Below are 24869 nucleotides of genomic sequence, written 5' to 3'. Positions count from 1 at the left end.
CCGTCAGCCCCGACGGTCACGCCGTACCTCCCGGATCATGATCGCGGGTCGTGGTGTTTCGGCTGTTGTACCTGGTGACGGTGACGGTCCGCTCGCGCGATCCGGCCGGCTCGGGGCCGACGCCCGTCTGCGACCAGCCGATGGCCGCCTGTTCATTGTCCTCTGTGGACATCCGAGTGCCCATGGACCAGCCCCGCCAGGCCGCAAGAGTCCACAAAGGAGCATTCCGATCGATGACACCCAGGCCGGCCGTGCCCCGCTGCTGACCCGACCTCTTGACCAATCGCCCACACCGTGGTTGAGCCCCCTGCCGATCGAGACCGGGCAGGCAAGGCGGGACGCGCATCGGATTCCGCGCTTCTCAGAAGCCCGGCGGGGTCTCCGACCAGACGCAGACCGCTGGGACATCGCCCGGGTTGCTGTACCGGTGCGGCACGGTGGAATCGAAACTGACGCAGTCGCCGGGCTGCAGCCGGTAGTGCACGCCGGCGACCCAGTAGTCCAGCTCCCCGCTCAGGAGGAGACCGACTTCTTCCCCGCTGTGGACATGCGGGTCGTCACCAGAGGACGCCCCCGGGGCCACCTCCAACATCATCATTTCGAGCTTGCCGCCGTGCTTGGGGTTGAGAAGGGTGTACGTCACCCCCTGCACTCCCGCCCGAGTGAGTTCAACGCGTTGATCGGGGCGTGTGAGCACACGGCGCTCGCGGTCGACCGCGTGGAACAGTTGGCTGAGCGTCGTGCCGAGAGCATCGACGATCGTGCGCAACGTGTTGATCGTCGGGCTGTTCACGTCCCGCTCGACATTGCTGAGATAGCTGCGGGACAAGCCCGTCTTCGCCGCCAGCTCCTCCATCGTGAAGCCCCGCTCCAAGCGCTCGCGGCGGAGGTGCTGACCGATCCCGTCGTTGCCTGGAGGCTTGGGCGAAGCGGGCGCGTGGTCCTCGGTCGACACGGACTCCTCCTCTAGTAAACACAACGCACCATCCAGCATAGTGTTTGCAAGCGTCGTCTTAAATACTTTACGATGCGTCGCACATACACGTCATGCTTCGGTTGCGGGCCGCCTTGGTGTCAGCCCCGGGAGGACCAATGGATCACGACACGCCACCCGACGGACGTCGAACTCGGCAGCTGCCCGAGCTCCGGCTCGACTTGCGCGCGCTGGAACACAATGTCCAGCTCATGGCGGCCTGGTGCCGCGATCGAGGCGTCGAGCTGTCCCCGCACGTCAAGACCACCATGACCCACCCCATCGTCGAGCGGCAGCTGGCCGCTGGGGCGTGGGGCGTCACGGTTGCCACCGTGACGCAGGCCGGCATAGCCCTGGGCTGGGGAGTACGGCGCGTGATCATCGCGAACCAGGTGATCCACCGCCCCGACCTCGCCCTCCTGCGGCAACGGCTCGACGAGACACCGGGGCTCGAGCTCTACTGCTTCGTCGACTCCATGCACGGGGTCTCCCTCGCCCGGTCGGCCATGGAAGGCGCGTCCAACCCCCTGCGCGTCCTCATCGACATCGGTGCGGACGGAGGCCGGACGGGGGTGCGGGAGCCCGCCGCGGCATATGAACTGGCCAAGGCCACCCAGGCGTCGACCGGGCTTCTCCTCGCCGGTGTCGCGGGCTACGAGGGCGCCCGGCCCAATCGCCGGGACTCCGCCACACTCACGGACGTCGACGAGCACTGCCGGAAGGCGATCGCGGTCTTCCGCAGCCTCACGCCACAGTTCGAGACCGCGCGGCCCGTCTTCAGCATGGGCGGCTCTGCCTTCCCCGACCGGGTCGTCCACGTCCTTGCGGAACTGACGGAGCGTCCAGGTGCTCTGCCGATGGTGCCCGTTCTGCGGTCGGGCTGCTACGTCACCCACGACCACGGCACGTACGAGCACGTCTCACCCCTGCCAGGGCTGATGGCGGCACTGACGGTCCGAGCGGTCGTGCTCTCCACGCCGGAACCAGGACGTGCCATCGTCGGCGCTGGGAAGCGTGAACTGCCCTACGACGCGGGCCTGCCAGTGCTCGTCGGCGCGCACGACGCACCGGGCACGCCACGACCGGCCGCCAAGGCAACCGCCGCCCACATCTACGACCACCACCTGGTCCTCACAGAGGCACGCGGTCTGCAAGTAGGCGACGAAGTGGACCTCGGGATCTCCCACCCTTGCTCGGCCTTCGACCGGTGGCCCGACATCGCCGTGGTCGACGACCAAGGCCGCACGCACGACGTGTGGCACCCGCAATTCCGCTGACCACGGTGACCGATCCGCTCCGGCCGGCTCGACCCAGCAGGATCACCGCCTGCTGCCGCCAGGACCGAGCAAGACCTTCGAGAAAGGCGCAGACAGCGAAGTCCTCGGTATCAGCACACGACTGGAAGATCATCGACCAATCCGGCTGCCCGATCAGGACGAGTCAGGCGACGCCGCGCACGCGGGTGACGAGCACGCCCGCGAGCAGGGTGGCCACCGCCGACGCGGTGAACAGCCCGGCATAGCCGCCGAGGTGGGCCAGGACGGGCGTGGCGAGCGCCGGGGCGACGACCTGGGGCAGCGAGTTCGCGATGTTCACCACCCCGAAGTCCTTGGCCCGGTCGGCGGCGGACGGCAGCACCTGCGTCAGCAGGGCCAGCGCCACCGCCCAGTAGATCCCGAAACCCAGCCCGAGCAGCGGAGCGGCGCACAGCGCCGAGGTCCACGTCGGCCACGCGGCCAGCAGCAGCGCGGCCGACGCCATCAGCGCGCACGAGGTCAGGATGTAGGGCTTGCGCCGCCCGGTGCGGTCCGACAGCACTCCCGCGACGACCCCGCCGACGGCGAGCGCGGCACCGTAGAGGCCCATCAGGACCAGCAGACCCGTCTCCGGATCTGGGTGGTGCACGGCGTCGCCGAGGAAGAACAGCAGGTAGAGCGTGCCGAAGGCATTGCCCAGGTTGATCATGAAGTGGCAGCCCCAACCCCACGCGAAGTCGGGATGCCTGCGCGGCGACACCCGAAGCCGCCGCGCTGCGGCGGCCAGTCCACCCGCGGGCTTCGTCGGCAGCATGGCGTCCGGGGTGCGCAGCACGAATGCCGCCGCCCCGAGCACGACCAGTGCTGCGCACGCGAGGTAGCCACCGGCGAGCCTGGTGATCAGCACCGTCACCACCAGCGCGCCGGCGACGGTGCCCAGCATCTGGCTGATGCCGACGAGTCCGCCGATCCGTGCCCGCTGCGCCACCGGAACCCGGTCCGGCAGCGCCGCCGCCAGACTCGCAAGCATCGCGTTGAGCCCGGCCTGCACCAGGCACCACCCGACCGTCATGGTCACCACATCGCCTGCCGCGGCGAGAACCGCGAGTCCCACCGCCCCCACGAGCGCGCCGCCGAGCGTCCACGGGTGCCGACGGCCGAACCGCGAGGTGGTGCGGTCGGAGAGCATGCCCGCCAGCGGGTTGGCCACCACCGACACTGCCGCGCCGATCCCGGTGACCGCGCCGAAGACGACCTCCTTGTCCACGCCGGCGAGCAGATCCGCCTGCCGGGGCAGCAGAACCTGGATCGGCGCGTAGAACGCCAGCCACAGCCCGAGGTTGGCCAGGAAGAGCAACGTCGTCCACCCGGCGCGGACCGGGATCCGGGGCTCGGCGAGTGCGGTCATCTCGACCGCTTGATCACGTCGCGGTACCAGGCGAACGAGTCCTTCGGGGTGCGCACGAGCGTGTCGTAGTCGACGTGCACCAGGCCGAACCGCGGGGCGTACCCCTTGGACCACTCGAAGTTGTCCAGCAACGACCAGACGAAGTAGCCGCGCACGTCCGCACCGGCGTCCACGGCCTCCCGCACGGCGGTGAGGTGAGAGGCGAGGAAGTCAATGCGGTCGGAGTCGTGGATTCCGTCAAAGCTGCAACCGTTTTCGGTGATGTGCATCGGCGGCATCTCCGGGTAGCGCTCATGGAGCAGGACCAGCAGCTCACGCAGTCCGCCCGGGACGACCGGCGATCCGTTGGTCGTCATCGGGTAACCCTCGACCGGGATCAGCTCGAAGGGCAGCGGGCCAGGGGTCCGCGGTGCGCGCACGGCCATCGGCTCGTAGTAGTTGACGCCGTAGAAGTCCAGCGGCGCGGCGATCGTCGGCAGGTCGTCGGCGAAACCGTCGGGAAGCCGGTCGTGCAGCACCTCGGGGTAGCTGCCGAGCAGGATCGGATCAGCGAACAAGCGGTTGATCAACGCGTCCGCGAACGACACGGGTTCCGGGTCTTCACCCCAGATCGGGCTGTGGTTGTTCGCGGTTCCCACCGCCCCCGCGCCCGCCGCGCGCAACGCCGTCACGGCCAGGCCGTGCGCCAGGAGCTGGTGGTGCGCGGTCGGAATCGCGTCGAGCAACAGCGCCTTGCCCGGCGCGTACTCGCCGATGCCGTAGCCGTAGATCGACATGACCATCGGCTCGTTGAGCGGGATCCACATCTTCACCCGGTCCGCGAAGCGCTCGCCGACGATCGCGGCGTACTCGGCGAACCGCTCGGCGGTCTCACGGCTGAGCCACCCGCCCCGGTCCTCCAGCGCCTGCGGGGTGTCCCAGTGGTAGATCGTGGCGACCGGATCGATGCCTGCTTCGCAGAGCGCGTCGAGCAGGCGGTCGTAGAACGCGATCCCCTCCGGGTTCGCCGGACCGCGACCGTCGGGCTGGATGCGGGGCCAGGCCAGCGAGAACCGGTAGGCGTCCACGCCCAGCGCGGACATCAGCGCGACGTCCTCGAGGTACCGGTGGTAGTGGTCGGTACTGACGTCGGCGTGCTCACCGCGCGCGATCTTGCCGGGAGTGGCGGCGAAGGTGTCCCAGATCGACCGCCCCCGGCCCCCCTCCCCGGTGGCGCCTTCGATCTGGAACGCCGCGGTGGACACCCCCCAGACGAAATCCGAGGGCAAGTGCGGGACCAGCATCTCATCACCCCAAACATGAATTTTATTCGGAATATAGTGCCGATCCGGCACTCGCGGAAGGGGTGATCCGGAGTCCTCCCGGACACCGCGAAGCGGCAGAATTCCGGTGCCCGGTTTGAAGAACGTCAGGCGAGAATTCATATACGTTCGTGTGTGATCTTCGCGGAGATCCAGTCATGATCACGCAGGCGACGCTGATCGCCGGATGTGAGTGCCGATCCGGTCGCCAAAGGGCCGCGGATGCGATGGGCGATTCGTTCCTGGCCACGCGCGCGGTGCACCGTCAACGTCACCACGCCTCGCGCGCCGGCCGCACCACCGAGCAGAACAAGCCACGATGGCGGTACTTCCACCTCCACCTGGGGATCCGATCCGGCCGATCCTCAGGTCGGCCGGCCATTGACAACAGCGGTCCGCGACCAGCAAGATCCCAGATCGTATGCGATATCGTAGCTGATGTTGGGAGCTTCCGTTGACGCGCGACCCCGCAACCATCGCCTTCCGGCCGGGCAAGGTCATCGCGGCGCACCTCAACCGCCCCTCCCGCGCAGCAGAACGAGGCCGCACTCCCACGACGACTTCCTCTTGCACCAGCAAGGGCGGCACGACGGCGTGCTTCACCAGCGGCGCCCAGGTTTAGCGCAGCACCGCACCGGACACAGCAAGGGAGCTGTTATGCCCGAACAAGAACTCACCCGGGAGCGAACCCGGCGAGAACATCGCCGGGTCGCATTGGGCACGCTGGTCGGCACCACCATCGAGTGGTACGACTTCTTCATCTACGCCAACGCCGCCGCCCTGGTGCTGACTCCCCTGTTCTTCGAGCCGTTCGTGGCCTCCTACGGAGAACTGGCCGGGCGGCTGATCTCGTTCGCCACCGTGGGCGTGAGCTTCATCTTCCGCCCGCTCGGCGCGGTGGTCGCGGGGCACTTCGGCGACAAGCTGGGACGAAAGGCCATGCTGGTCCTGACGCTCATGCTCATGGGCGCGTCCACGACGGCGATCGGCCTGGTGCCCGGCTACGCGTCGATCGGCACGTGGGCACCGATTCTGCTCATCGTGTTGCGCGTTCTGCAGGGGTTCTCCGCGGGCGGGGAGTGGGGTGGGGCCGCGCTGATGGCCGTCGAGCACGCCCCGGCGCACCAACGCGGTCGCTACGGCGGCTTCCCGCAGATCGGGGTTCCGGTCGGCATGCTGATCGCCACCGCCGTGCTCAGCATCGTCACCGCGACGACCACCGAGCAGCAGTTCCTCGACTGGGGATGGCGGATCCCGTTCCTGCTGTCCGTCGTGCTCATCGCGGTGGGCACGGTGATCCGGCTGGGAGTCGCCGAGTCGCCGGTGTTCGCCGACGCCGATGGCGAGCAACCGCGCGTCCGGCTCCCGCTCGTGCAGATGTTCCGCTTCAACGGACCGCAGGTGCTCCAGGGCGCCCTCACGTTCGCCGCGAACAACGCGGCCGGGTACATGGTGACCGGCGGCTACGTGCTCTCCTACACCACGACGGTATTGGGGATGGACCGCGCCACGATCCTCAACCTGGTCACCCTCACCAGCGCGGCCTGGGTCGTCACCACCATGTCGGGAGCGATGCTGTCCGACCGGATCGGGCGAACCGCGGTGTACAAGATCGGTTTCGCCACCCTGCTCGTCTGGGTCTTCCCCATGTTCTGGTTGATCGACACCAAGAACGTGCTGCTGATCGGACTGGCGATGTTGATCTTCAGCATCGGCATCGGGCTCTCCTACGGGCCGCAGGCGGCCATGCTCGCCGAGATGTTCCCCGCCCAGGTCCGCTACTCCGGAGCCGGGCTGTCCTACGCCTTCGGCGCCGTCCTGGGCGGCGCGTTCGCCCCGATGATCGCGACGTGGCTCCAAGCCGCGTTCGGCAGCACCGCAGCCGTGTCGGGCTATCTGTTCTGCCTCACGGTGATCGGTCTGATCGCGGCGTTCACGATCAAGGACCGCACGGGCAAGCCCCTCGGCCTGGACGCGCTCGACATCCCAGGGGCGGCCAAACTCGCCGCATCGGCCCACCGGTAACCGCTCGAGGTGGGGCGTCCCGGAAATTCCGGCGCCCCACCGTATACGATCGCAGGTGTCGCCACCCGAGGACGGAACAACGGAGATGCCGAGAACAGCCGGTACGCAGGCGCTGTCGAAGTCGGAGAAGGTCTACCAGGAACTCCACGCGCGCATCCTGTCGGGACGTTACGCGAGCGGTTACCGCCTGGTCCTCGACCAGATCGCCCGCGAATTCGGGACAAGCCCCGTACCGGTGCGCGAGGCCGTGCGGCGACTCGAGGCCGAGGGCCTGGTGACCTTCACCCGCAACGTCGGCGCCCAGGTGGCCGGCATCAACACCTCCGACTACGCCAACGCCATGCAAACGCTCGCCTACCTCGAAGGCGCGGCCACCAGCCTTGCGGCCTCGCATGTGACCCCGGAACAACTGGAGGACGCCGCGTCCTTCAACGCGGAGATGCGGCGAATGTGCGAGGGAACCCTGGACCCGGTCCGGTTCACGGAGCTCAACCACCGCTTCCACTGGGCGCTGTGCGAGAACTGCCCGAACCAGCACCTGCTCGACCTGGTGAAGCGGGAGTGGCAACGGATGTCCGGCATCAGGAGGTCCAGCTTCACCTTCGTCCCCGGCCGGACGTTGTCCTCCGTGGACGAACATGACCGGATCATCGCGCTCATCCGGGCGGGAGCCTCGCAGGAGGAGATCGAGCGCGTCTCTCGCGACCACAAGCTCCGGACGATGACCGAATACGTCACCTCCCGCCCGGAATCCTGACCATCCGGTGCCCCGGCACCCGGGTCAGCGGGATCGAGGGGCACGTCGGTGCGACCCCGGCACGTTCTCGATCCCGGGGTCGCGCGCGAAGTCGAGCAGCGCCCGGCCCCGATCGGTCAGCCGGACGGCCTCGGGCCAGACCGCTTTCACCCGGATCGGCCGCACGGCCGGCCGAATCTCCTTGACCACCAAGGGCAATCCCTCGTAGGACCGGCTGACCGCGGGCCGCTGGATCAGGATGGCATACCCCATCCCGCGGGCGACCAGCGAGCGGGTCAGTTCGAAGTCCGACGCGTGCAGGGCCACCACCGGCTCCACACCGGCGCGGTCGAACAGGGTCATCGTGTGCTGAGCCGCCGGCGGCACGTCGAGCAGGATCATCGGGTCGTCCGCCAGTTCTCGCAGCGACACCGTCGCCTGCTTCGCCAGGCGGTGCCGGGCAGGAAGGAGAACGTACGCCGGAGCCTCGTAGAGCACCACGGAGTTCAGTCCCGTCGGGAGGTCCAGGTCGTACACCACCGCTAGCTCGAGCTCGCCCGCGAGCAGCCGGGGCGGCAGTCCCGTTTGACTGCCTTCCACCACCCGGACCTGCACCTTCGGATGGTTGTCGGCGAACCACGCCAGCAGTGGCGGCACGACGGTCGGCGCGACAGTGGCGTAGCAGCCGATCACCAGGGGACCGTTGAGTTCCGCTCCCCCGCTGGCGACGTTGAGCTCCAGATCGTCGGCCTGGCGCAGCAGGTCCGCCGCACGGGAGTGCAGGTAGCTCCCGGCCGGTGTCAGCGACACTCCACGGGCCTTGCGACGCACCACGAGGTGCGTGCCGAAGACCCGTTCAAGCTCCGTGAGCGCGGAGGCCACCGCGGTCGGCGACACGTGCAGCCCGCCCGCGGCGCTCGAGATCGAGCCGGTTTCCGCGACAGCGACGAAGTACGTCAACTGCCGAAGCGTGTATTCAGCCACCGCAGCCCCTGGGATCCATTCCACATCGGCCAGTCCGGAAACCACTACTCAGTAGTGGATATATCCAACAACTTTGAAGTTTACATACGCTGAACGGCTCTGCCAGTCTTGCTTGCGATCCTCGACGAATTGGAGGCAGTCAACGATGACGCCGACGGTCGACTTGGCGCAGGCCCGCCCGATCCCGGTCGCGGACTGGGTCACCATCCCCGATCTGCACGCCGATCCCTACTCCGTTTACCAACGGATGCGCGCCGAAGCACCCGTGCACTGGGTTCCCGCGGTGAACCGGTACATGGTGACCGACTACGCCGCGTGCCACACCATCGAACAGGACCAGGCAAGGTTCTCGGCGGACGAGACCGACTCGCTGATGAAACGGGCGATGGGGCACAGCATGCTCCGCAAGGACGACCCCGCGCACGACGTCGACCGCAAGTCCTACGGCGGAGTGCTCCGGCCGAACTCGATCAAGCGGCACTGGAACGCCGTCTTCGACCGGAACTGCGCGAAATACCTGGAGCGCCTGGAGAACGCCGGTCCCGGCGCCGACCTCATCTCCGAGTTCGCCGCGCCCTACGCCGCCGAGAACCTGCGGCTCATCATGGGTTTCCGGAACGCGACGCAGGACGACATGCAGCGCTGGTCGCAAACCCTGATCGACGGGACCGGGAACTACGCCGACGACCCGGACGTGTGGGCCAAGGCCGAACAGTCGTCGCGCGAGGTCGACGACGCGATCGACGAAATGCTGCCGCACCTGCGCGAGAACCCGGACCACAGCCTGCTGTCCGGGCTGGCCCACCTGCCCATCCCCCTGGAAGCGATCCGCGCCAACCTGAAGATGACCATCGGCGGCGGCCTCAACGAGCCGCGGGACGCGCTGGGCACGACGGTGTGGGCGTTGCTGTCCAATCCGGACCAGCTCGCGCAGGTGTTGGCCGAACCGTCGCTGTGGTCCACCGCGTTCGAGGAGTGCATCCGCTGGATCGCCCCCATCGGCATGTATCCCCGGGAGTCCACTCAGGACACCGTTCTCGAAGGAGTGCTGGTGCCCAAGGGCGCCCGGCTCGGTGTGGTCGTCGGCGCCGCCAACCGGGACCCGAAGGTCTTCGACGCCCCGGAGACCTACGACATCAACCGGCCCAAGCAGCCGCACCTCGCCTTCGGCGGCGGCAACCACTTCTGCGCCGGCGCCTGGGTCGCCCGCGCCTCCGTGGTGGGTGTCGGCATGCCGCGCCTGTTCGACGCACTTCCGAACCTGCGGCTGGATCCGGACGCTCCGGCGCAAGCCGGCGGCTGGGTGTTCCGCGGCATGCTCCGGCTTCCGGTGCTGTGGGACCGCAGGTGACCGGAGCCGGTTTCGCGAACACCCGGAACGACGACCGAGGAGAATCCTCATGGCAAAGGTGAACTTCCACCACCAGGGCGGCACTGTGGACGCCATCGAGGTGGAGTCCGGAACCAGCATCATGCGGGCCGCGGTGAGCAACGGTGTCCGCGGCATCGTCGGGGAATGCGGCGGGCAGGCCATGTGCGCGACCTGCCACGTGTACGTCCACGAGCCGTTCCTCGACGGCCTGCCGGAGATCGGCGAGGACGAGGAGGAGATGCTCGAGTGCACCGCTGAACCTCGCGACGAGCAGCGCAGCCGGCTGGGCTGCCAGATCACGCTCGGCGTGGACGCGGAGCAGATCGACGTCGACGTTCCCGCCAGCCAGGTGTGACCGGTGTCCACATCAGACCGCGTCGTCATCGTCGGTGCCGGACAGGGCGGGCTCCAAGTCGCCGATTCGCTGCGTCCCGGGGGCTTCGAGGGTGCCATCACCATCGTGGGCGAGGAGGGCGACCTGCCATATCAGCGCCCGCCCCTGTCGAAGGACTACCTGCGTCCGGGCGGTGAACCCGCGCCGCTGCCGATCCGCGCTGCCGACTACTTCACCGGACTCGACGTCGATCTGCGGATCGGGGTGCGTGCCACGGCGATCGATCGGGCGAGGCGCGAGGTGGTCCTCAGCAGTGGCGTCGTCGTGCCGTATTCCCACTTGGTGCTGGCCACGGGGTCGGCCAACCGGACGCTGCGCGTCGCGGGCGGTGATCTCGACGGCATCCACCACCTGCGCACGCTGGCCGAGGCGCGCGCCGTCCGCGCGAATCTCGGACATGCGCGTTCCGCGGTCGTGGTCGGGGCGGGGTTCATCGGGCTCGAGTTCGCCGCGGTCGCCCGCAAACGCGGTCTCGACGTCACGGTGCTCGAATCGGCGGATCGACCGATGGGACGAGTGCTGTCCTCGCCGCTGTCGGACTTCGTAGCGGGTGCGCACCGGCGGGCGGGTATCGATCTGCGGGTCGGTGAAGGTGTCGTGTCGTTCCAGGGCCGCAACGGCCGGGTCGCGGCGGTGGTCAGCTCGCTCGGCAGGCGGTACCCGGCCGACCTCGTCCTGGTGGGCGTCGGCGTCACGCCACGCGCGGAACTCGCCGAGCAGGCGGGGCTCGAGGTGGACAACGGTGTGGTCGTCGACGCATCGCTGCGAACCGACGACGAGCGCGTCTACGCGATCGGTGACTGCGCCAACTTCCCCAGCCACCACCTCGGCGCGCGGAGCCGGCTGGAATCCGTGCAGAACGCCACGGACCAGGCCCGGCACGTCGCTCGCGTCATCCTCGGCCGCCCTGCCCCCTACCGGGAAGTGCCGTGGTTCTGGAGCAACCAGGGTGACCTGCGGTTGCAGATCGCCGGACTCGGACTGCCCGGCGACGAGAACGTCCTCCGCGGCGACGTCGACACCGGAAAGTTCTCGGTTTTCCGGTTCCGCGGCGGCAGGCTGGCCGCGGTCGAGTCCGCCAACCGGCCCGCCGACCACATGGCCGCACGTCGTCTGCTGGCGAAGGAGCTGCCGCTCGCGCCGGAACAGGCAGGCGATCCGGCGTTCGACATCAAGGCCTACGCCAAGCGGGAAACCGGCGTCGTCCGATCTGGACATCGCGAGGATTGAAACCGTCGCACTGCGCGGGCAGCGGTGTATCGCCACGGGAAGACCCGCGCCGAACGGCGCGGGCCGACGTCGGCACCGCAAGGTGTCGGCTCACGACCCGTTTTCACACGTTTCGTGCACGGTGACGGGCCGCTTCGCGTTGAAGATGCCCGCGAAGAACGCCGCCAACTCCTCCTTCGCGTCCAGCGGGAGCACGTTCGCGACGTAGTGGTCAGGCCGCACGACGACGAGCGCGCCGGCACGATCGATGCCACGCGCCTCGAAGATGTCGTCCTGCGGGTCGGCGGCGTACACCTTCTCGTAGTCGACGATGCCGAACGGGCCGACCTTCGGCAGGTACGCCCGCGGCACGGCGGCGAGATCGACGCCGGTGTGGTCCTGCTGGTAGATCACCTTGACGTCGAACCACGCGTCGACGTCCCCGTCCTTCGGCGTGTACGCGACCACCGGCGATTCCGGCGAGCCGCCGATCCACTCGGCGAAGTCGGTCGCCTTCGAACGCTGCCCCGCGGCCGGCCGGTCGGCGAACACGTAGATCCGCCAGCGCCCATCCGCGCGGTGGTGGTGGCCCAGGTGCACCGGGTTGGCGTCGCAGACCCGCGTGACGCCGTTCGACTTGAAGCGCTTGCCGACCGGGAATCCGGTCGCGAGGCTCTGGCGCGTGGCCGCGCCGATGATCATCGACGGCTGGTACTGCGTCATCAGCCCGGCGGGGAACTCGGCCGTCTTGACGTAGAAGTCCTCCAGCTCGGAGGGATCGTCCAGCTCTTCGGGCTTGGCGGCCATCAGGCTCGACCACTGCTTGTCGAAGTCGATCAGGTTCCGCGCGATCACCTGGCGCTCCGCGGAGTAGGTGTCGAGCAGCGCCTCGGGGGCACGTCCTTCGAGCACGTGCGCGACCTTCCAGGCGATGTTCCAGCCGTCCTGCATCGACACGTTCATGCCCTGGCCCGCCTTCGCGCTGTGGGTGTGGCAGGCGTCGCCGGTGATGAACACCCGCGGACTGCGGATGCCCACGAGCTGCTCCGGCACGTCGTCGAACTTCTCGGCCAGCCGGTGCCCCACCTCGTACACGCTGCGCCAGCAGACGTGCTTCACCGTCACCGTGTACGGATGCATGATCACGTTGGCGCGGGCCTCGACCTCTTCCTGCGTCGTGTTCCGCACCGCTCCGTCGTCGTCCTCGGAGACCTCGCCCAGGTCGACGTACATCCGGAACAGGTGGTTGCCCTCCCGCGGGATGTGCAGGATGCTGCCGCCGTCGTGCGACTGGATGGCGCACTTGGTGCGGATGTCGGGGAAATCGGTGTCGGCCAGCACGTCCATCACGCCCCACGCGTGGTTGGCCTGGTCTCCCACGAGCTCGCGGCCGATCGACTCGCGCACCTTGCTGCGCGCGCCGTCGCAGCCGATCACGTACTTGGCCCGGACCGTCCGCTCCGCGCCCTCGTCCTCACCCGCACTGCGGCGCAGGGTGACCGTGACCGGATACTCCCCTTCCTCGGCGACGTCCAGGGTGACGAATTCGTAGCCGTAGTCCGGCACCAGCCGGGCCGGAGCGTTGCGCGCCACCTCGGCGAAGTAGTCGAGCACGCGCGCCTGGTTGACGATCAGGTGGGGGAACTCGCTGATCCCGGCCGGGTCGTCGGGAGCGCGGGCGGCTCGGACGATGTTCTCCGGGTTCTCGGGGTCCGGCTTCCAGAAGGCCATCTCGGTGATCCGGTAGGCCTCTTCGATGATGCGGTTGGCGAAGCCGAACGCCTGGAACGTCTCGACGCTGCGGGCCTGGATGCCGTCGGCCTGCCCGACCTCCAGCCGGCCGGGGCGGCGATCGATGACGCGCGTGACGATGTCGGGGAACTGCGCCAGCTGAGCGGCGACGATCATTCCGGCAGGGCCACTACCCACGACGAGGACATCGACCTCGTCCGGAAGCTCCTCGGGGCGATCTACGCCGACACCCGCGGGCGGCTGGATGCGCGGATCACCGGAAACGTACCCGTGGTGGTGAAACTGCACGGTCTCTCCTCACGTCATTGTGGGTTACGCATAGCCAGTGCGCGTTGGGTTCTCGCCGAAAGTTCGCCGCTCACAACGAGTTTCCCAGTTTGAAGCCCTCCGCGACGTCGTCCTTGCGGGTGTAGGAGAACCCGTCGGCACCGATCGTCACGGCCATCTCGCCGGCCTCCGTGCGCTCCCGCACCGGCTGCGGGTTGCCGTCGAGGTCGAGGACCGGCGACGCCTCGGTGTACCAGGACGGGACGACCGGGTTGCCCCACCAGTCCCGGCGCTGGTTGTCGTGGACGTCCCAGGTCACGACCGGGTTGTCCGGGTCACCGGTGTAGTAGTCCTGGGTGTAGATCTCGACCCGGTGCCCGTCGGGGTCGCGGATGTAGAGGTAGAAGGCGTTGGAAACGCCGTGCCGTCCGGGCCCGCGCTCGATGACGTCGGACTTGCGCAACGCGCCGAGCTTGTCGCAGATGGCGAGGATGTTGTGCTTCTCGTGGGTGGCGAACGCGATGTGGTGCAATCGCGGCCCGTCGCCACCGGTGAGCGCGGTGTCGTGCACGGTCGCCTTGCGCCGCAACCACGCCGCGTAGGTGGTGCCCGCCTCGTCCTTGATGTCCTCGGTCACCCGGAAGCCGAGCTCCTCCAGGTACGCCCGCCCCTTCGGCACGTCCGGGGTCACCTGGTTGAAGTGGTCGAGGCGGACCAGCGCGCCCGGGCTGTGCAGGTCGTAGCTCCACGCCAGCCGCTCGACGTGCTCGACCTCGTAGAAGAACTCGTACGGGAAACCCAGCGGGTCGGTGACCCGGACCGCGTCACCGATGCCCTTGGCGAAACCGTCTTCGCGGCGTTCGGTGCGGCAACCGCGCGCGGCGAACCACTGCTCGGCCCGATCCACGTCCTCCGGGGTGCGGACGCGGAAGGCGAACGCCGCCGCGGCGGCGACCGGTCCCTTCCGCAGCACCAGGTTGTGGTGGATGAACTCCTCGAACGAGCGGAGGTAGATCGCCTCGTCGTCCTCCTCGGTCACCACCAGACCGAGGGTGTCCACATAGAACTCCCTGGACGCCGCCAGGTCGGTGACCACCAGGTCGAGGTAAGCGCAGCGGACGATGTCGGGCGGGGTGAGCTCTGATGCGGCAGCCGAGACACTCATCGTTGAACGTTCCTTCGCATGCGTGACGCCCTCAGGCGCCGAACTTCGGGGTGTGAACGGGCGCCAGCGAGATGTGCATGGCCTGCTGGTCGGAATAGAAGTCCAGCGACCGGTAGCCGCCCTCGTGTCCCAGGCCGGATGCCTTGACGCCGCCGAACGGCGTGCGCAGATCCCGGACGTTGTGCGAGTTCAGCCAGACCATGCCGGCGTCGATGCGCTGCCCGAAGCTGTGCGCGCGTTCGAGGTTCGAGGTCCACACGTAGGCCGCCAGCCCGTACTTGACGGCGTTGGCCAGCTCGAGTGCTTCCTCGTCGCTGTCGAACGGGGTGATCGCCACGACCGGGCCGAAGATCTCCTCCTGGAAGATCCGCGCCGTCGGGGGTACGTCCACGAACACCGTCGGCTCCACGTAGTTGCCCGACTCGAGGCCCTCCGGTCGGCCGCCGCCGGCGGCCAGCGTGGCCTCGGTCTTGCCGATTTCGATGTAGCCGGTCACCTTCTCGTAGTGCTCGGGATGCACCAGCGCGCCGACCTCGGTGGCCGGGTCGTGCGGGTTGCCCACCTTGATCTTCTTGGCCCGCTCGACATAGCGCCGGACGAACTCGTCGTAGATGGGGCGCTCCACCAGGATCCGGCTGCCGGCGGTGCAGCGTTCGCCGTTCAGCGAGAAGACACCGAACACCGTCGAGTCGATCGCGGCGTCGAGATCGGCGTCGGCGAACACCACGGCCGGGCTCTTGCCGCCGAGCTCCATCGACAGCGCCTTCAGCGTCGGCGCGGCGTTCGCGAAGATCAGCTCGCCGGTCGCCGATTCCCCGGTGAACGAGATCAGCTGGACGTCCTCGTGCTTGACCAGCGCGTCACCGGCGTCCTCGCCGATGCCGTTGACCAGGTTGAACACGCCGTCCGGCACGCCGGCCTCGCGGAAGATCTCCGGCCACAGGCTCGCCGAGAGCGGCGTGAACTCGGCCGGCTTCAACACCACGGTGCAGCCCGCGGCCAGCGCCGGCGCCAGCTTCCAGCTCTCCAGCATGAACGGCGTGTTCCACGGCGTGATCAGCCCGGCCACGCCCTTGGGCTTGCGGTTGACGTAGTTGACCTGCTTGCCGGGAACCTTGTACGTGTCGTCGGCCTGCGCCACGATCAGGTCGGCGAAGAACCGGAAGTTCTCCGCGGCCCGCCGCGCCTGCCCGAGCGCCTGGGTGATCGGCAGCCCGGAGTCGAAGGTCTCCAACTCGGCCAGCCGCTCGTCGCGGGACTCGACGATGTCGGCGATCCGGTTGAGGATCCGGTTCCGCTCCCGCGGCGGCATCCGCGACCACGGGCCCTCGTCGAAGGCCTTGCGCGCCGCCGCGACGGCGCGGTCGATGTCGGCCTGCTTGCCGGCCGCGGCCTTGAGGTAGTTCTGGTTGGACACCGGGTCCAGGACGTCGAACGTGTCACCGTCCAGGCTGTCGACGAACTCGCCGTCGATGAAGTGCTGGATCCGCTTCGGCAGGTTCTCCGGCACGTGCTGGACGGTCGTGGCGAGGGCATCAGTCATGATCATTCTCCTCCGGTGGGGGCGGGGGTGCGCGCGGCGCGCGCCGTGATGGTGTCGCTCTCGTCGACCGCCGACAGGTAGTTCGCACCTTCGGAGAGCAGCGCGCGGATCTTGTCCTCGCCCGGCTCGGTCGGCGTGATCAACGGCGGGCGGACGTGACCGGAGCTGATCAGGCCGCGCTGCTGGAGCACCCACTTGACCGGCGCCGGATTGGTCTCGACGAAGATCAGGTCCACCAGCGGGTGCAGGCCGTAGTGGATGTCCAGCGCCTCCTCGAGCCGTCCGGCGTGGAAGGCGTCGTACATCTTCTTCGTGGCCGACGGCGCGATGTTGGCGGTGGCGCTGACGAAGCCGGTGCCCCCGAGGGCGAGCAGCGGCAGGCACAGCAGCTCGATGCCGGACCAGACCAGCAGATCGCGGCCGGCCGCCTTGATCACCCGGGAGAAGTGCTCGAAGTCCTTGGTCGTCTCCTTGATCCCGACGAAGTTCGGCACGTCGCGGTGCAGCCGGGCGACCGTCTCCGGCGCGATCTCCACCGCGGTCCGGCTCGGCACGTTGTAGGCGATGATCGGCAGGTCGGGGTACTCGGCGGCGACCGTCTTGTACCAGACGTACAGCGCTTCCTGCGTGGGCCGTGCGTAGTACGGCGTGATGATCAGCGCGGCGTCGACACCGGCGTCGTACGCTGCGCCGGTGAGCTCGACGGTCTCGTTGAGCTTGGCCGAGCCGGTGCCGGGGACGACCGGGGCCCGGCCGTCGACGGTCTTGAGCACCGTGCGGATCGCCTCCCCCCGTTCCTCGATCGTCTGGGCGCTCGGCTCGCCGGTCGAGCCGCCGATGGAGATCCCATCGGAGCCCTGCTTGAGCTGCCAGTCGACGAGGTTCGCCAGCGATTGGTGGTCCACTTCGCCATCGGCGGTGAACGGGGTGACCACCGGCGCGATCGATCCGGTCAGTTCCTCGGGGCGGGTGCGCCAGGCACCCGGAGCGTTGCTCATGTCGATCCTCCTGCGGGCTATGCGTCGGTGTTCGGTTGGTCGGTGTTCCGCTCGGCCTCGTACCGCTTCCGCCAGTCGCCGGTCAGCGGGTAGAGGCCGTCGACGGCCGCGCCCTCGGCGACCCGGGCCGCGATCCACGCCTCCTCGGCCTCCTGCTCGATCGCGGCGTCGAGCACCTCGGCCAGCAGCGGAGGCGGGATGACCAGGACACCGTCGTCGTCGCCCACGATCAGGTCGCCGGGCTGCACGGTCGCGCCGCCGCAAGCGACGGTGATGTCGCCGTCCCACGGCACGTGCCGCCGCCCGAGGACGGCAGGGTGCGGACCTCCGGAGAACGTGGGGATGTCGAGTTCGGCGACCGCGTTCCAGTCCCGCACGCCGCCGTCGGTGACGATGCCGGCCGCGCCCCGGACCTGGGCCCGCAGCGCGAGGATGTCGCCGACCGTCCCACTGCCGTGCTCGCCGCGGGCCTCGACCACCAGCACGTCACCGGGACCGAGCGCGTCGAAGGCCCGCTTCTGCGCGTTGTACCCGCCGCCGTGGCTGCGGAAGAGGTCCTCGCGGGCCGGCACGAAGCGCAGCGTGCGTGCTCGGCCGATCATCTTCCGGCCGGGATGGTTGGTGCGCACGCCGTCGATCGACAGCTGGTTGTAGCCGTGCTTGCGCAGCTGCGACGACAGCGTCGCCACCGAAACCTTCTGCAGCTTCGCCATCAGCTCGCCGGTGAGCTCGAACGCCGCCGGCTCCGCGGCGAGCCCGGCGGCCTCGCGACTCCCCCACGCCTCGGCCCGCTGGTGATCGTCGGGCGCCGGCTGCGCGCTGAAGGCCGGCAGCGGGACCGCCCCCTCGACCACGGTGGTCCGCAGCCGACCTGTGCGGTGCTCGGTGTCCGGGACGTCCACCTCGACCTCGACGACATCGCCCGGGACCACCACCGAGGATCCGGCGGGAGTGCCGGTGAGCACCACGTCGCCGGGTTCCAGGGTGATCAGCTGCGACAGGTCTGCGATCAACTCGCCGAACGGGAAGGTGACGGTGCCCGCGGAATCGTCTTGGACGAGCTCGCCGTTCACCCAGGTCCGGACCCGCAGCGCGGCCGGGTCGACCTCAGCGGCGGGCAGGGCTACGGGACCCAGCGGCGTGTAGCCGTCACCGCCCTTCGAACGTAAGTTCGAGCCCTTGTCCGCGGCCCGCAGGTCGTAGACGCCGAGGTCGTTCGCCGCGGTCACGGCGGACACGTACGACCATCCGTCCTCGCGCGCGACCCGGCGGGCGGCCTTGCCGATCACCAACGCGATCTCGCCCTCGAAGGCCAGCAGTTCGGCCCCCAGGGGGCGTTCGACGGCCTGGCCGGTGACCGCCAGCGAGGTCACCGGCTTGAGGAAGTACGACGGTTTGGCCGGCGCCCGGCCGCGTTGGGCGATTCGCGACGGGTAGTTCAGGTGCAGTGCGATCACCTTGCCCGGCCGCCCGACCAGTGGGTGCCAAGCGAGTCCTTCGGCGGGAGAACGGCCATCGTCGTGCGTCATGCCGTGGATCGTATATGATGACGTATCTGATATCAACGCCGAGTGCACACCCTCGACGGAAGGGATCGGGACGCACGCGGCGCCTCGGGCAAAATAAGGTGGACACCAGCGAAACGAGGACGCATGACACCCCTTGTGTCGACCGGAGTCCTGCTCAACCGCACCTAAGGGGACCGTGATGCAACCCAGCCACAAGAAACCGCGAAACGCGAGTCCAATCCCGGACGCAACCACCACTGAAAATCGCGGAGAGGCGGACAGTGTCGCCACCAGCAAATCCCAACGGGCATACGAGTGGCTCCACGATCGGATCGTCTCGCACCGCTTCACGCCGGGCTACCGGTTGGTGTTGAGCCAGATCGCCGGCGAGCTCGGCATCAGCGTGGTCCCGGTCCGCGAAGCCATTCGTCGGCTGGAGGCCGAAGGACTGGTCACCTTCGAGAAGAACATCGGCGCCCAGGTCGCCCTGGTGGATGAGGGCGAATACGTGACCACGATGCAGACGCTGGCGGTCGTCGAAGGTGCCGCCACCGGTTTCTCCGCCCCGCTGCTGACCGCCGACGACCTCGCCAGGGCACGGGCGGTGAACCAGCGGATGCGGGAGAGCCTCGAGCACTTCGACCCGCGCCGTTTCACCGAGCTCAACGAGGAGTTCCACGCCGTCCTGTTCGCCCGCTGCCCCAACGAGCACATCACCGACCTCGTGCGCCGCGGCTGGAGCCGGCTGCGCATGCTGCGCGACTCGACCTTCAGCTTCGTACCGGGCCGCGCCGTCGAATCCGTCGCCGAGCACGATCACCTCGTCGCACTGATCGAGAACGGCGCCGACCCCATCGAGATCGAACTCGCCGCGCGCCGGCACCGCACCGCCACCCTCGACGCGTTCTGGCGATTCCAGCGCGACCACGATCAGCCGCACGGCACGGAGAAGTAGGGCTCTCCCGGCGTGTCCGGGGGCAACCAGGTGTCCGGGGCCGGAGCCGAGCATTTTCGGACCAGAACCCGCGTGGTCGACTCCACCACGCGAACTGTGGTGATACCGCCATTGCACGCGGTGGCCCCGGCTACTACTTGGTCTCACCGGTGAGGTCGACGTCGCGGCCCTCCCGGGTGGCCAGCACGCAGGCCGCGGAGACCAGGAACGACAAGGCCCACACCAGTCCGATCAGCCACAGGTCGCCACCGGCCGCGAGCACCAACCCGGAGGCGATCACCGGGGTGAACCCGGCGCCGAGCGTGGAGGCCGTTTGGTAGGCCAGGGACGCGCCGGTGTAGCGCATCCGGGTCGGGAAGAGCTCGGCGACGAACGCGCCGAACGGTCCGAAGATCACGCCCTGGATGATGCCGTTGGCCAGGAAGAGGCCGATCGCGAAGCCCCACAGCGTGCCCGACTGCAGCAGCAAGATGATCGGGTACGCCAGCACCGCCCCGGCGAGCATGCCGGCGAGCATCACGGGCTTGCGGCCGAACCGGTCGGACAGGCGGGCGGCGAACCAGATCCCGACGATCGTCAGCGTCGCCCCGACCGCCTTGACGTTGAGCACTCCGGTCCGGTCCACACCGAGTTCGATCGCGTACGCCACCGCCCACACCGTCATCAGACCCTGCACGGTGTAGGAGCTCATCCCGGCGACGATGCCGAGCACCAGGTTGCGCGGGTACTGCGCAACGACCTCCAGCAGCGGGATCTTCCGGCGCTCGGCCTTGGTCTCCAGCTCCAGGAACAACGGCGTCTCGGACACCTTCAGCCGGATCAGCAGGCCGATGGCGATCAGCACGGTGCTGAGCAAGAACGGCACCCGCCAGCCCCAGCTGAGGAACTGCGCGTCCGGCAACGTCGAGAACGCGGACACCACCAGGGTCGCGAGCACGGCACCAGCAGGCCCGCCCATGTTGGCGAAGCTCGCCGCGAACCCGCGTCGCTTCGACGGGGCGTGTTCCAGCGCCACCAGCATCGCGCCGCCCCATTCGCCACCGACGGCCAGGCCCTGCACCAGCCGGAGCACGACCAGCAGGGTCGGTGCCGCGACGCCGATCTGGGCGCTGGTCGGCAGCACGCCGATCGCGGTGGTGGCCGCCCCCATCAGCACCATCGACACGATCAGCACGCCCTTGCGGCCGAGGCGATCGCCGAAGTGGCCGAAGACCGCGCCGCCGAGCGGGCGGGCGACGTATCCGACGGCCAGCGTGCTGAACGAGGCGAACAGGCCCACCGCGGGCGGCATCCCGGCGAAGAACAACTTGCCGAACACGAGGCTGGCGGCGGTCGCGTACAGGATGAAGTCGTAGAACTCGATGGCGCTGCCGATGAAGCTCGACGCCAGGATGCGCCGCATTTCCCTGGTATTGAGACTGTCCGATGTGGATTCTTCGCCCGCTGGAGCGGCGGTCCGCGTCTTCACGATGCGGACACCTCCTCCTCCGGGACGCGGACTCCGGCGTGCGGCGTGCCGAAGGGGAGCACGTCGAGGTCGTCGGGGACGACGAAGGTGCCGTGGCACCGCGCGGCTGCGGCATCCCACACCGATCGCGGCGTGGTGCCGGGCACCAGGTGGTGCAGGGCCAGCGCCTTGGCGCCCGCGGCATTGGCGATGTCCACCGCCTGCGCCGGGCTGGTGTGCGACTTGGTGTGGTGATCGATCGAGGCCTGCGCGGTCGGCCCGCCCTCCGCGTAGGTGCGGTGGACCCAGTCGAAGTCGATCGCCTCGTGCAACAGCAGGTCGGTGTCGCGGGCGAGGCGGACCAGGTTGTCGCACGGCGCGGTGTCCCCGGAGACGGTGACGGAGCCGTGCGCAGTGTCGAAGCGGAACGCGAACGCTGGTGCGATCGGTGGGTGGCGCACGAGGGTGGCCGTGACCGTGACCAGTTCGTCGGCGTAGATCTCGAACGGCTGCATGCCTTCCGGCGTCGGGTTGTCGTTCGGGTGGTAGCCGGTGTCCTCGGGGATGCGGATGTCCTCGGCGCGGAAGTAGTCGAGCGGGCTGGGCCGCAGCGCATCGAGCACGCGGTCGTTGAGGTCGGTGGCGTGGGCGGCCATCAGGTGGTGGAACATCGCCGCCGTGCCCGGGGTCGGCTGCCCGGGGAACACCGGTGACGGGGCCACCATCGCGCGGGGCGCGACGGGCGGCAGCGCTCCGCGGTCGCCCGGTCCGATGATCCGGATCGGGGGCCGGCCCTCGGCCAACGTGAACATGCCGAAGATCGCCAGGCTCGCCAGGTCGACGGTGTGGTCGGAGTGCAGGTGCGTGAGGAACACCGCGCGCAGCGAGTTGATCGGGATACCGGCGAGGTTCAGCTGCCGCCCGACGCCGTGACCGGCGTCGACGAGGTAGGCGTGGTCGCCGGCGAGGACGGCCGTGGCGATGCCGGAGCGCTTGCCCGCATCCGCACCCGACCACCAGCGGGGCCCTCCTGCGGTGCCGAGGGTGACGACCCTCGGGCGCGGATCGGCGGCGCTGCCGCGGCGGAGGATTGTGGTGTCGGTCATGCGGACGATTGGAAACCACTCCACCGATCGGCACAAATACCAAGTTTCGCGCTTACCGATAGATTCCGTCTATGTCCGGTGCAGCAGCATTTCCTGGAACGCTTGCGCGGCAGGGGACAGCTTTCCCGGGCGGCGGAAGAGGCCGATCCGGCGGTTCAGCACCGGTTCCATCGAACACAGCACTGCCCCTTCGAGCTCGGCCAGGCGCGCGAGGGGGCGCGGCAGCACGGCGCATCCGGCGCCGGCGATCACCAGATGCAGCGCGGATTCGCGGTGGCCGACCTCCACCACGACGTTGGGCTCGGTGCCCCGGCGTTCGGCTTCGGCGCGCAGCAGATCGCGCACCAGGGTGCCCTCGAACCCGGTCACCACGTCCCTGGTCAGCAGTTCGTCGATGGTCATCCGCCCGTCCGGCGGAGTGCTGCCCGGCGGCAAGGCGATGACGAGTTCCTGCTCGCCGATCGGGACGCTCTCCAGGTCGTCGGCCGGACGCGACATCACATCGGCGAGGCCGAGTTCGGCCTCCCCGGTGCGCACGGCCGCGCGCACGTCGTCCTCGGACTCCGGCTGGTTCAACCGCACCCTGACCTGCGGATGGCGAGCGCGGAACCGGCCGATCACGTGGGCCAGCGGCTCCAATGCGAGCGTGGGCAACGTGACCAGGTCCAGCCTGCCCGCCATCAGCCCGGCGACCTCGCGCACCGCGGCCCGCCCGGTCTCCATCTCGCGCAGCGCTCGGCGGGCGGAGTCGATCAACGCGGCACCGGCAGCGGTGAGCCGCACGCTGCGCGGTAGCCGGTGGAAGAGTTCCGCACCCAGTTCCCGTTCGAGGACCTTGATCGAATGCGACAGCGAAGGCTGCGCCACGTGCAGTGCGGTGGCGGCTGCGGTGAACCCACCGTGGTCCACCACGGCGAGGAAGTACTCGAGCTGACGTCGTTCCACGCGCTCACGTTAGGCGAAGGGTGACGCGCGACCAGAACCTGCTTTTGGACAACGACTCCCGAACAGCAAACGAGCCGACGCTGGATACGGCACGAACGACATTGCCACCTCACCGCTGCGCATCGCCCGTTGCTTCGCCGGACCCGCGCCAGGGTCATTCACCTTCTGCTGCGGTATCGGCGTGGCGCCGCAGTTCGGCCTCCGCGGCCGAAGCCTTCGTCCCCTGTTCACCAGGAGCCGGTTCCCTGCTGTCCGATTGCTGCTGCGGTCCCTCCGCCGGTTCGGAGGAATGTTCCCTCGGCGTCTGTTTTCCCTGCGTCATGACATCCGCCTTCGCATACGAAGCAACGGCCGGATGATGGAGCATCCGCCCACCTTTCTCATTCCCCCGTGGCCGGTACGGCAAACGCGAGGTCAACGTCAACGTTGCCGACACCGACCGGAACGGCGTCGGACCGGGAGCCGGCGGAGACGAATCGTCAGGAACGCTCGGCGGTTTCCGCCGGATTCACCGAGGAGTCCCGGATGACGAGCCGGTGCGGGAGATGCGTGAGGTGGGGAACGGTCCGCCCGGCGACCGCGGTGGTGAGGGTGTCGACCGTGCGCCGCCCGAGGTCGTCGAGATCGATGCTGATCGATGTGAGGGCCGGGCGGAGGTAGTCGGCCAGGGGGACGTCTTCACAGCTGACGATGCCGACGTCCCGGGGGATGCCGAGCCCGTGCTCGGACAGCGCCCGCATGGCTCCGAGCGCGATCGGCGTGTTCGCCGCGACCACTCCCTGGATTTCCGGACCGCGGTCGAGGAGTTCGCCGAGTGCGAGGTGAGCTTTGTCGTGCCGGAAGTTTCCGGAGATGATCCATCGTCGGTCCGGTTGCCGTCCCGCGCGCCGGCAGGCTGCTTGGAAACCGCTGCGAAGCAGCCTTGAGATCGCGGAAGTGCGACTACCGCCGAGGAAGACCAACGGCCATCGATCCTGCGCCAGCAGATGCTGGGTGGCCTGGTCGGCGGCGAGCTGGTGATCGGTGACGACCGCGGGCACGTCCAGCCCCGGGAGCGGGAGTGCTGCCGACACGACGACGAATCCCTGATCGAGGGCGGCCGCGATCGCTTCCCTGACCGGATCCACGTCGAGGGTGTCCGCGGTGGCGATGATCGCGCCGTCGACGGCGCGGCTCGGCAGCGTTTCGAGGAAGCGGATGAGCCGGTCCTGACGATGGTCGAGGTCGCAGAGCACCACGTTGTAACCGTGCTCTTCCGCTGCGGACTCCACCGCCTTGGCCAGTCTGGCGTGGAACGGCTGCGACACGTCACCGACCAGCAGCGCGAGGGTGTCGAAGTGCCCGCGCCGGAGGTTTCGCGCGACTGCGTTCGGCCGGTATTCGAGCTCGCGCATCGCGGCCAGCACCTGATCGCGCTTGTCCGGCGTGACCATGTCGGGATGGTTGAGCACGCGGGACACGGTGGCGGGCGACACTCCGGCGAGTCGCGCGACGTCGCTGATCTTGGGCATGTCCACCGTTCCGC

Annotated in this window: 21 protein-coding genes; 7 read left to right on the top strand and 14 right to left on the bottom strand. The window is 68.8% G+C overall.

Features of this window, described 5'->3' with window-relative positions:
* Positions 1-16: 16 nt before the first annotated feature.
* Both AC07EQ_RS19200 and AC07EQ_RS19195 read right to left on the bottom strand, forming a co-directional pair.
* Complete coding sequence (locus AC07EQ_RS19200; RefSeq protein WP_478389269.1) at positions 17-172, bottom strand: hypothetical protein; 156 nt, start codon at positions 170-172, stop codon at positions 17-19.
* A gap of 189 nt (positions 173-361) precedes the next feature.
* Positions 362-955, bottom strand: a complete 594-nt coding sequence (locus AC07EQ_RS19195) for a cupin domain-containing protein (protein WP_478389268.1) — start codon at positions 953-955, stop codon at positions 362-364.
* A gap of 137 nt (positions 956-1092) precedes the next feature.
* Here AC07EQ_RS19195 and AC07EQ_RS19190 point away from each other — a divergent pair, with 137 nt between their 5' ends.
* Positions 1093-2250: an alanine racemase gene (locus tag AC07EQ_RS19190; protein ID WP_478389267.1), complete on the top strand. Its 1158-nt coding sequence runs from the start codon at positions 1093-1095 to the stop codon at positions 2248-2250.
* A 163-nt stretch (positions 2251-2413) separates the two neighbouring features.
* On the opposite strand, the gene AC07EQ_RS19185 is transcribed toward AC07EQ_RS19190, so the two are convergent.
* Positions 2414-3637, bottom strand: a complete 1224-nt coding sequence (locus tag AC07EQ_RS19185; RefSeq protein WP_478389266.1) for an MFS transporter — start codon at positions 3635-3637, stop codon at positions 2414-2416.
* The gene (locus AC07EQ_RS19180; RefSeq protein WP_478389265.1) at positions 3634-4920 is read right to left on the bottom strand and encodes a GH1 family beta-glucosidase; all 1287 of its coding nucleotides are present in this window, start codon (positions 4918-4920) and stop codon (positions 3634-3636) included. The genes AC07EQ_RS19185 and AC07EQ_RS19180 overlap by 4 nt, the downstream gene beginning before the upstream one ends.
* Before the next feature lie 675 nt (positions 4921-5595).
* Between AC07EQ_RS19180 and AC07EQ_RS19175 the strand changes: the two genes are divergently transcribed.
* Complete coding sequence (locus AC07EQ_RS19175; RefSeq protein ID WP_478389264.1) at positions 5596-6963, top strand: MFS transporter; 1368 nt, start codon at positions 5596-5598, stop codon at positions 6961-6963.
* A gap of 85 nt (positions 6964-7048) precedes the next feature.
* Positions 7049-7720 carry a GntR family transcriptional regulator gene (locus AC07EQ_RS19170; protein WP_358393393.1) on the top strand — a complete coding sequence of 224 codons (672 nt, stop codon included), beginning with the start codon at positions 7049-7051 and terminating at the stop codon, positions 7718-7720.
* A gap of 24 nt (positions 7721-7744) precedes the next feature.
* Here AC07EQ_RS19170 and AC07EQ_RS19165 read toward each other — a convergent pair whose 3' ends face one another.
* Complete coding sequence (locus tag AC07EQ_RS19165; protein ID WP_478389263.1) at positions 7745-8659, bottom strand: LysR family transcriptional regulator; 915 nt, start codon at positions 8657-8659, stop codon at positions 7745-7747.
* A 169-nt stretch (positions 8660-8828) separates the two neighbouring features.
* On the opposite strand from AC07EQ_RS19165, the gene AC07EQ_RS19160 reads away from it, so the two are divergent.
* Genes AC07EQ_RS19160 through AC07EQ_RS19150 form a run of 3 tightly spaced genes read left to right on the top strand, consistent with a single transcriptional unit; the run spans position 8829 to position 11679 of the window.
* The gene (locus tag AC07EQ_RS19160; protein ID WP_478389262.1) at positions 8829-10034 is read left to right on the top strand and encodes a cytochrome P450; all 1206 of its coding nucleotides are present in this window, start codon (positions 8829-8831) and stop codon (positions 10032-10034) included.
* A 49-nt stretch (positions 10035-10083) separates the two neighbouring features.
* Positions 10084-10410 (top strand): 2Fe-2S iron-sulfur cluster-binding protein, encoded by a 327-nt coding sequence (locus AC07EQ_RS19155; protein WP_478389261.1) that lies wholly within the window; start codon positions 10084-10086, stop codon positions 10408-10410.
* A gap of 3 nt (positions 10411-10413) precedes the next feature.
* Complete coding sequence (locus AC07EQ_RS19150) at positions 10414-11679, top strand: NAD(P)/FAD-dependent oxidoreductase (protein ID WP_478389260.1); 1266 nt, start codon at positions 10414-10416, stop codon at positions 11677-11679.
* A gap of 90 nt (positions 11680-11769) precedes the next feature.
* On the opposite strand, the gene AC07EQ_RS19145 is transcribed toward AC07EQ_RS19150, so the two are convergent.
* The 5 genes from AC07EQ_RS19145 to AC07EQ_RS19125 all read right to left on the bottom strand — a co-directional run bounded on the left by AC07EQ_RS19145 (position 11770) and on the right by AC07EQ_RS19125 (position 18912).
* Entirely contained in the window at positions 11770-13698 is a 1929-nt protein-coding gene (locus tag AC07EQ_RS19145; RefSeq protein ID WP_478389259.1) for an FAD-binding monooxygenase, read from the bottom strand.
* 70 nt (positions 13699-13768) lie between these two features.
* Positions 13769-14842 carry a 3,4-dihydroxyphenylacetate 2,3-dioxygenase gene (gene hpaD, locus AC07EQ_RS19140; RefSeq protein ID WP_478389258.1) on the bottom strand — a complete coding sequence of 358 codons (1074 nt, stop codon included), beginning with the start codon at positions 14840-14842 and terminating at the stop codon, positions 13769-13771.
* A gap of 31 nt (positions 14843-14873) precedes the next feature.
* Positions 14874-16385, bottom strand: coding sequence for a 5-carboxymethyl-2-hydroxymuconate semialdehyde dehydrogenase (hpaE, locus tag AC07EQ_RS19135; protein WP_478389257.1), 1512 nt, complete (start codon positions 16383-16385; stop codon positions 14874-14876).
* Between the two features lie 2 nt (positions 16386-16387).
* Positions 16388-17383 carry a 4-hydroxy-tetrahydrodipicolinate synthase gene (gene dapA, locus AC07EQ_RS19130; RefSeq protein ID WP_478389256.1) on the bottom strand — a complete coding sequence of 332 codons (996 nt, stop codon included), beginning with the start codon at positions 17381-17383 and terminating at the stop codon, positions 16388-16390.
* Positions 17384-17400: 17 nt separating this feature from the next.
* Positions 17401-18912, bottom strand: coding sequence for a fumarylacetoacetate hydrolase family protein (locus AC07EQ_RS19125; protein WP_478389255.1), 1512 nt, complete (start codon positions 18910-18912; stop codon positions 17401-17403).
* A 217-nt stretch (positions 18913-19129) separates the two neighbouring features.
* On the opposite strand from AC07EQ_RS19125, the gene AC07EQ_RS19120 reads away from it, so the two are divergent.
* A complete protein-coding gene (locus tag AC07EQ_RS19120; protein WP_478389365.1) occupies positions 19130-19846 on the top strand; it encodes a GntR family transcriptional regulator in 717 nt (238 codons plus the stop codon).
* A 133-nt stretch (positions 19847-19979) separates the two neighbouring features.
* On the opposite strand, the gene AC07EQ_RS19115 is transcribed toward AC07EQ_RS19120, so the two are convergent.
* The 4 genes from AC07EQ_RS19115 to AC07EQ_RS19100 form a co-directional block, all read right to left on the bottom strand.
* The gene (locus AC07EQ_RS19115; RefSeq protein WP_478389254.1) at positions 19980-21314 is read right to left on the bottom strand and encodes an MFS transporter; all 1335 of its coding nucleotides are present in this window, start codon (positions 21312-21314) and stop codon (positions 19980-19982) included.
* Positions 21311-22399 carry an MBL fold metallo-hydrolase gene (locus tag AC07EQ_RS19110; RefSeq protein WP_478389253.1) on the bottom strand — a complete coding sequence of 363 codons (1089 nt, stop codon included), beginning with the start codon at positions 22397-22399 and terminating at the stop codon, positions 21311-21313. The genes AC07EQ_RS19115 and AC07EQ_RS19110 overlap by 4 nt, the downstream gene beginning before the upstream one ends.
* Before the next feature lie 69 nt (positions 22400-22468).
* Positions 22469-23344, bottom strand: coding sequence for a LysR family transcriptional regulator (locus tag AC07EQ_RS19105; RefSeq protein ID WP_478389252.1), 876 nt, complete (start codon positions 23342-23344; stop codon positions 22469-22471).
* Positions 23345-23823: 479 nt separating this feature from the next.
* A complete protein-coding gene (locus AC07EQ_RS19100) occupies positions 23824-24855 on the bottom strand; it encodes a LacI family DNA-binding transcriptional regulator (protein WP_478389251.1) in 1032 nt (343 codons plus the stop codon).
* Between the last annotated feature and the right edge of the window lie 14 nt (positions 24856-24869).

This window comes from Saccharopolyspora sp. NPDC045839, assembly GCF_056431645.1.
The sequence above is the reverse complement of the archived record's forward strand: the minus strand, read 5'-3'. Positions and strand labels throughout refer to the sequence as shown.

Bases quoted from the DNA above. Each gene is read 5' to 3' on its own strand.
- AC07EQ_RS19200 (WP_478389269.1), bottom strand. From the start codon at position 172: ATGTCCACAGAGGACAATGAACAGGCGGCCATCGGCTGGTCGCAGACG.
- AC07EQ_RS19190 (WP_478389267.1), top strand. From the start codon at position 1,093: ATGGATCACGACACGCCACCCGACGGACGTCGAACTCGGCAGCTGCCC.
- AC07EQ_RS19185 (WP_478389266.1), bottom strand. From the start codon at position 3,637: ATGACCGCACTCGCCGAGCCCCGGATCCCGGTCCGCGCCGGGTGGACG.
- AC07EQ_RS19180 (WP_478389265.1), bottom strand. From the start codon at position 4,920: ATGCTGGTCCCGCACTTGCCCTCGGATTTCGTCTGGGGGGTGTCCACC.
- AC07EQ_RS19175 (WP_478389264.1), top strand. From the start codon at position 5,596: ATGCCCGAACAAGAACTCACCCGGGAGCGAACCCGGCGAGAACATCGC.
- AC07EQ_RS19170 (WP_358393393.1), top strand. From the start codon at position 7,049: ATGCCGAGAACAGCCGGTACGCAGGCGCTGTCGAAGTCGGAGAAGGTC.
- AC07EQ_RS19160 (WP_478389262.1), top strand. From the start codon at position 8,829: ATGACGCCGACGGTCGACTTGGCGCAGGCCCGCCCGATCCCGGTCGCG.
- AC07EQ_RS19155 (WP_478389261.1), top strand. From the start codon at position 10,084: ATGGCAAAGGTGAACTTCCACCACCAGGGCGGCACTGTGGACGCCATC.
- hpaD (WP_478389258.1), bottom strand. From the start codon at position 14,842: ATGAGTGTCTCGGCTGCCGCATCAGAGCTCACCCCGCCCGACATCGTC.
- hpaE (WP_478389257.1), bottom strand. From the start codon at position 16,385: ATGACTGATGCCCTCGCCACGACCGTCCAGCACGTGCCGGAGAACCTG.
- dapA (WP_478389256.1), bottom strand. From the start codon at position 17,383: ATGAGCAACGCTCCGGGTGCCTGGCGCACCCGCCCCGAGGAACTGACC.
- AC07EQ_RS19125 (WP_478389255.1), bottom strand. From the start codon at position 18,912: ATGACGCACGACGATGGCCGTTCTCCCGCCGAAGGACTCGCTTGGCAC.
- AC07EQ_RS19110 (WP_478389253.1), bottom strand. From the start codon at position 22,399: ATGACCGACACCACAATCCTCCGCCGCGGCAGCGCCGCCGATCCGCGC.
- AC07EQ_RS19100 (WP_478389251.1), bottom strand. From the start codon at position 24,855: ATGCCCAAGATCAGCGACGTCGCGCGACTCGCCGGAGTGTCGCCCGCC.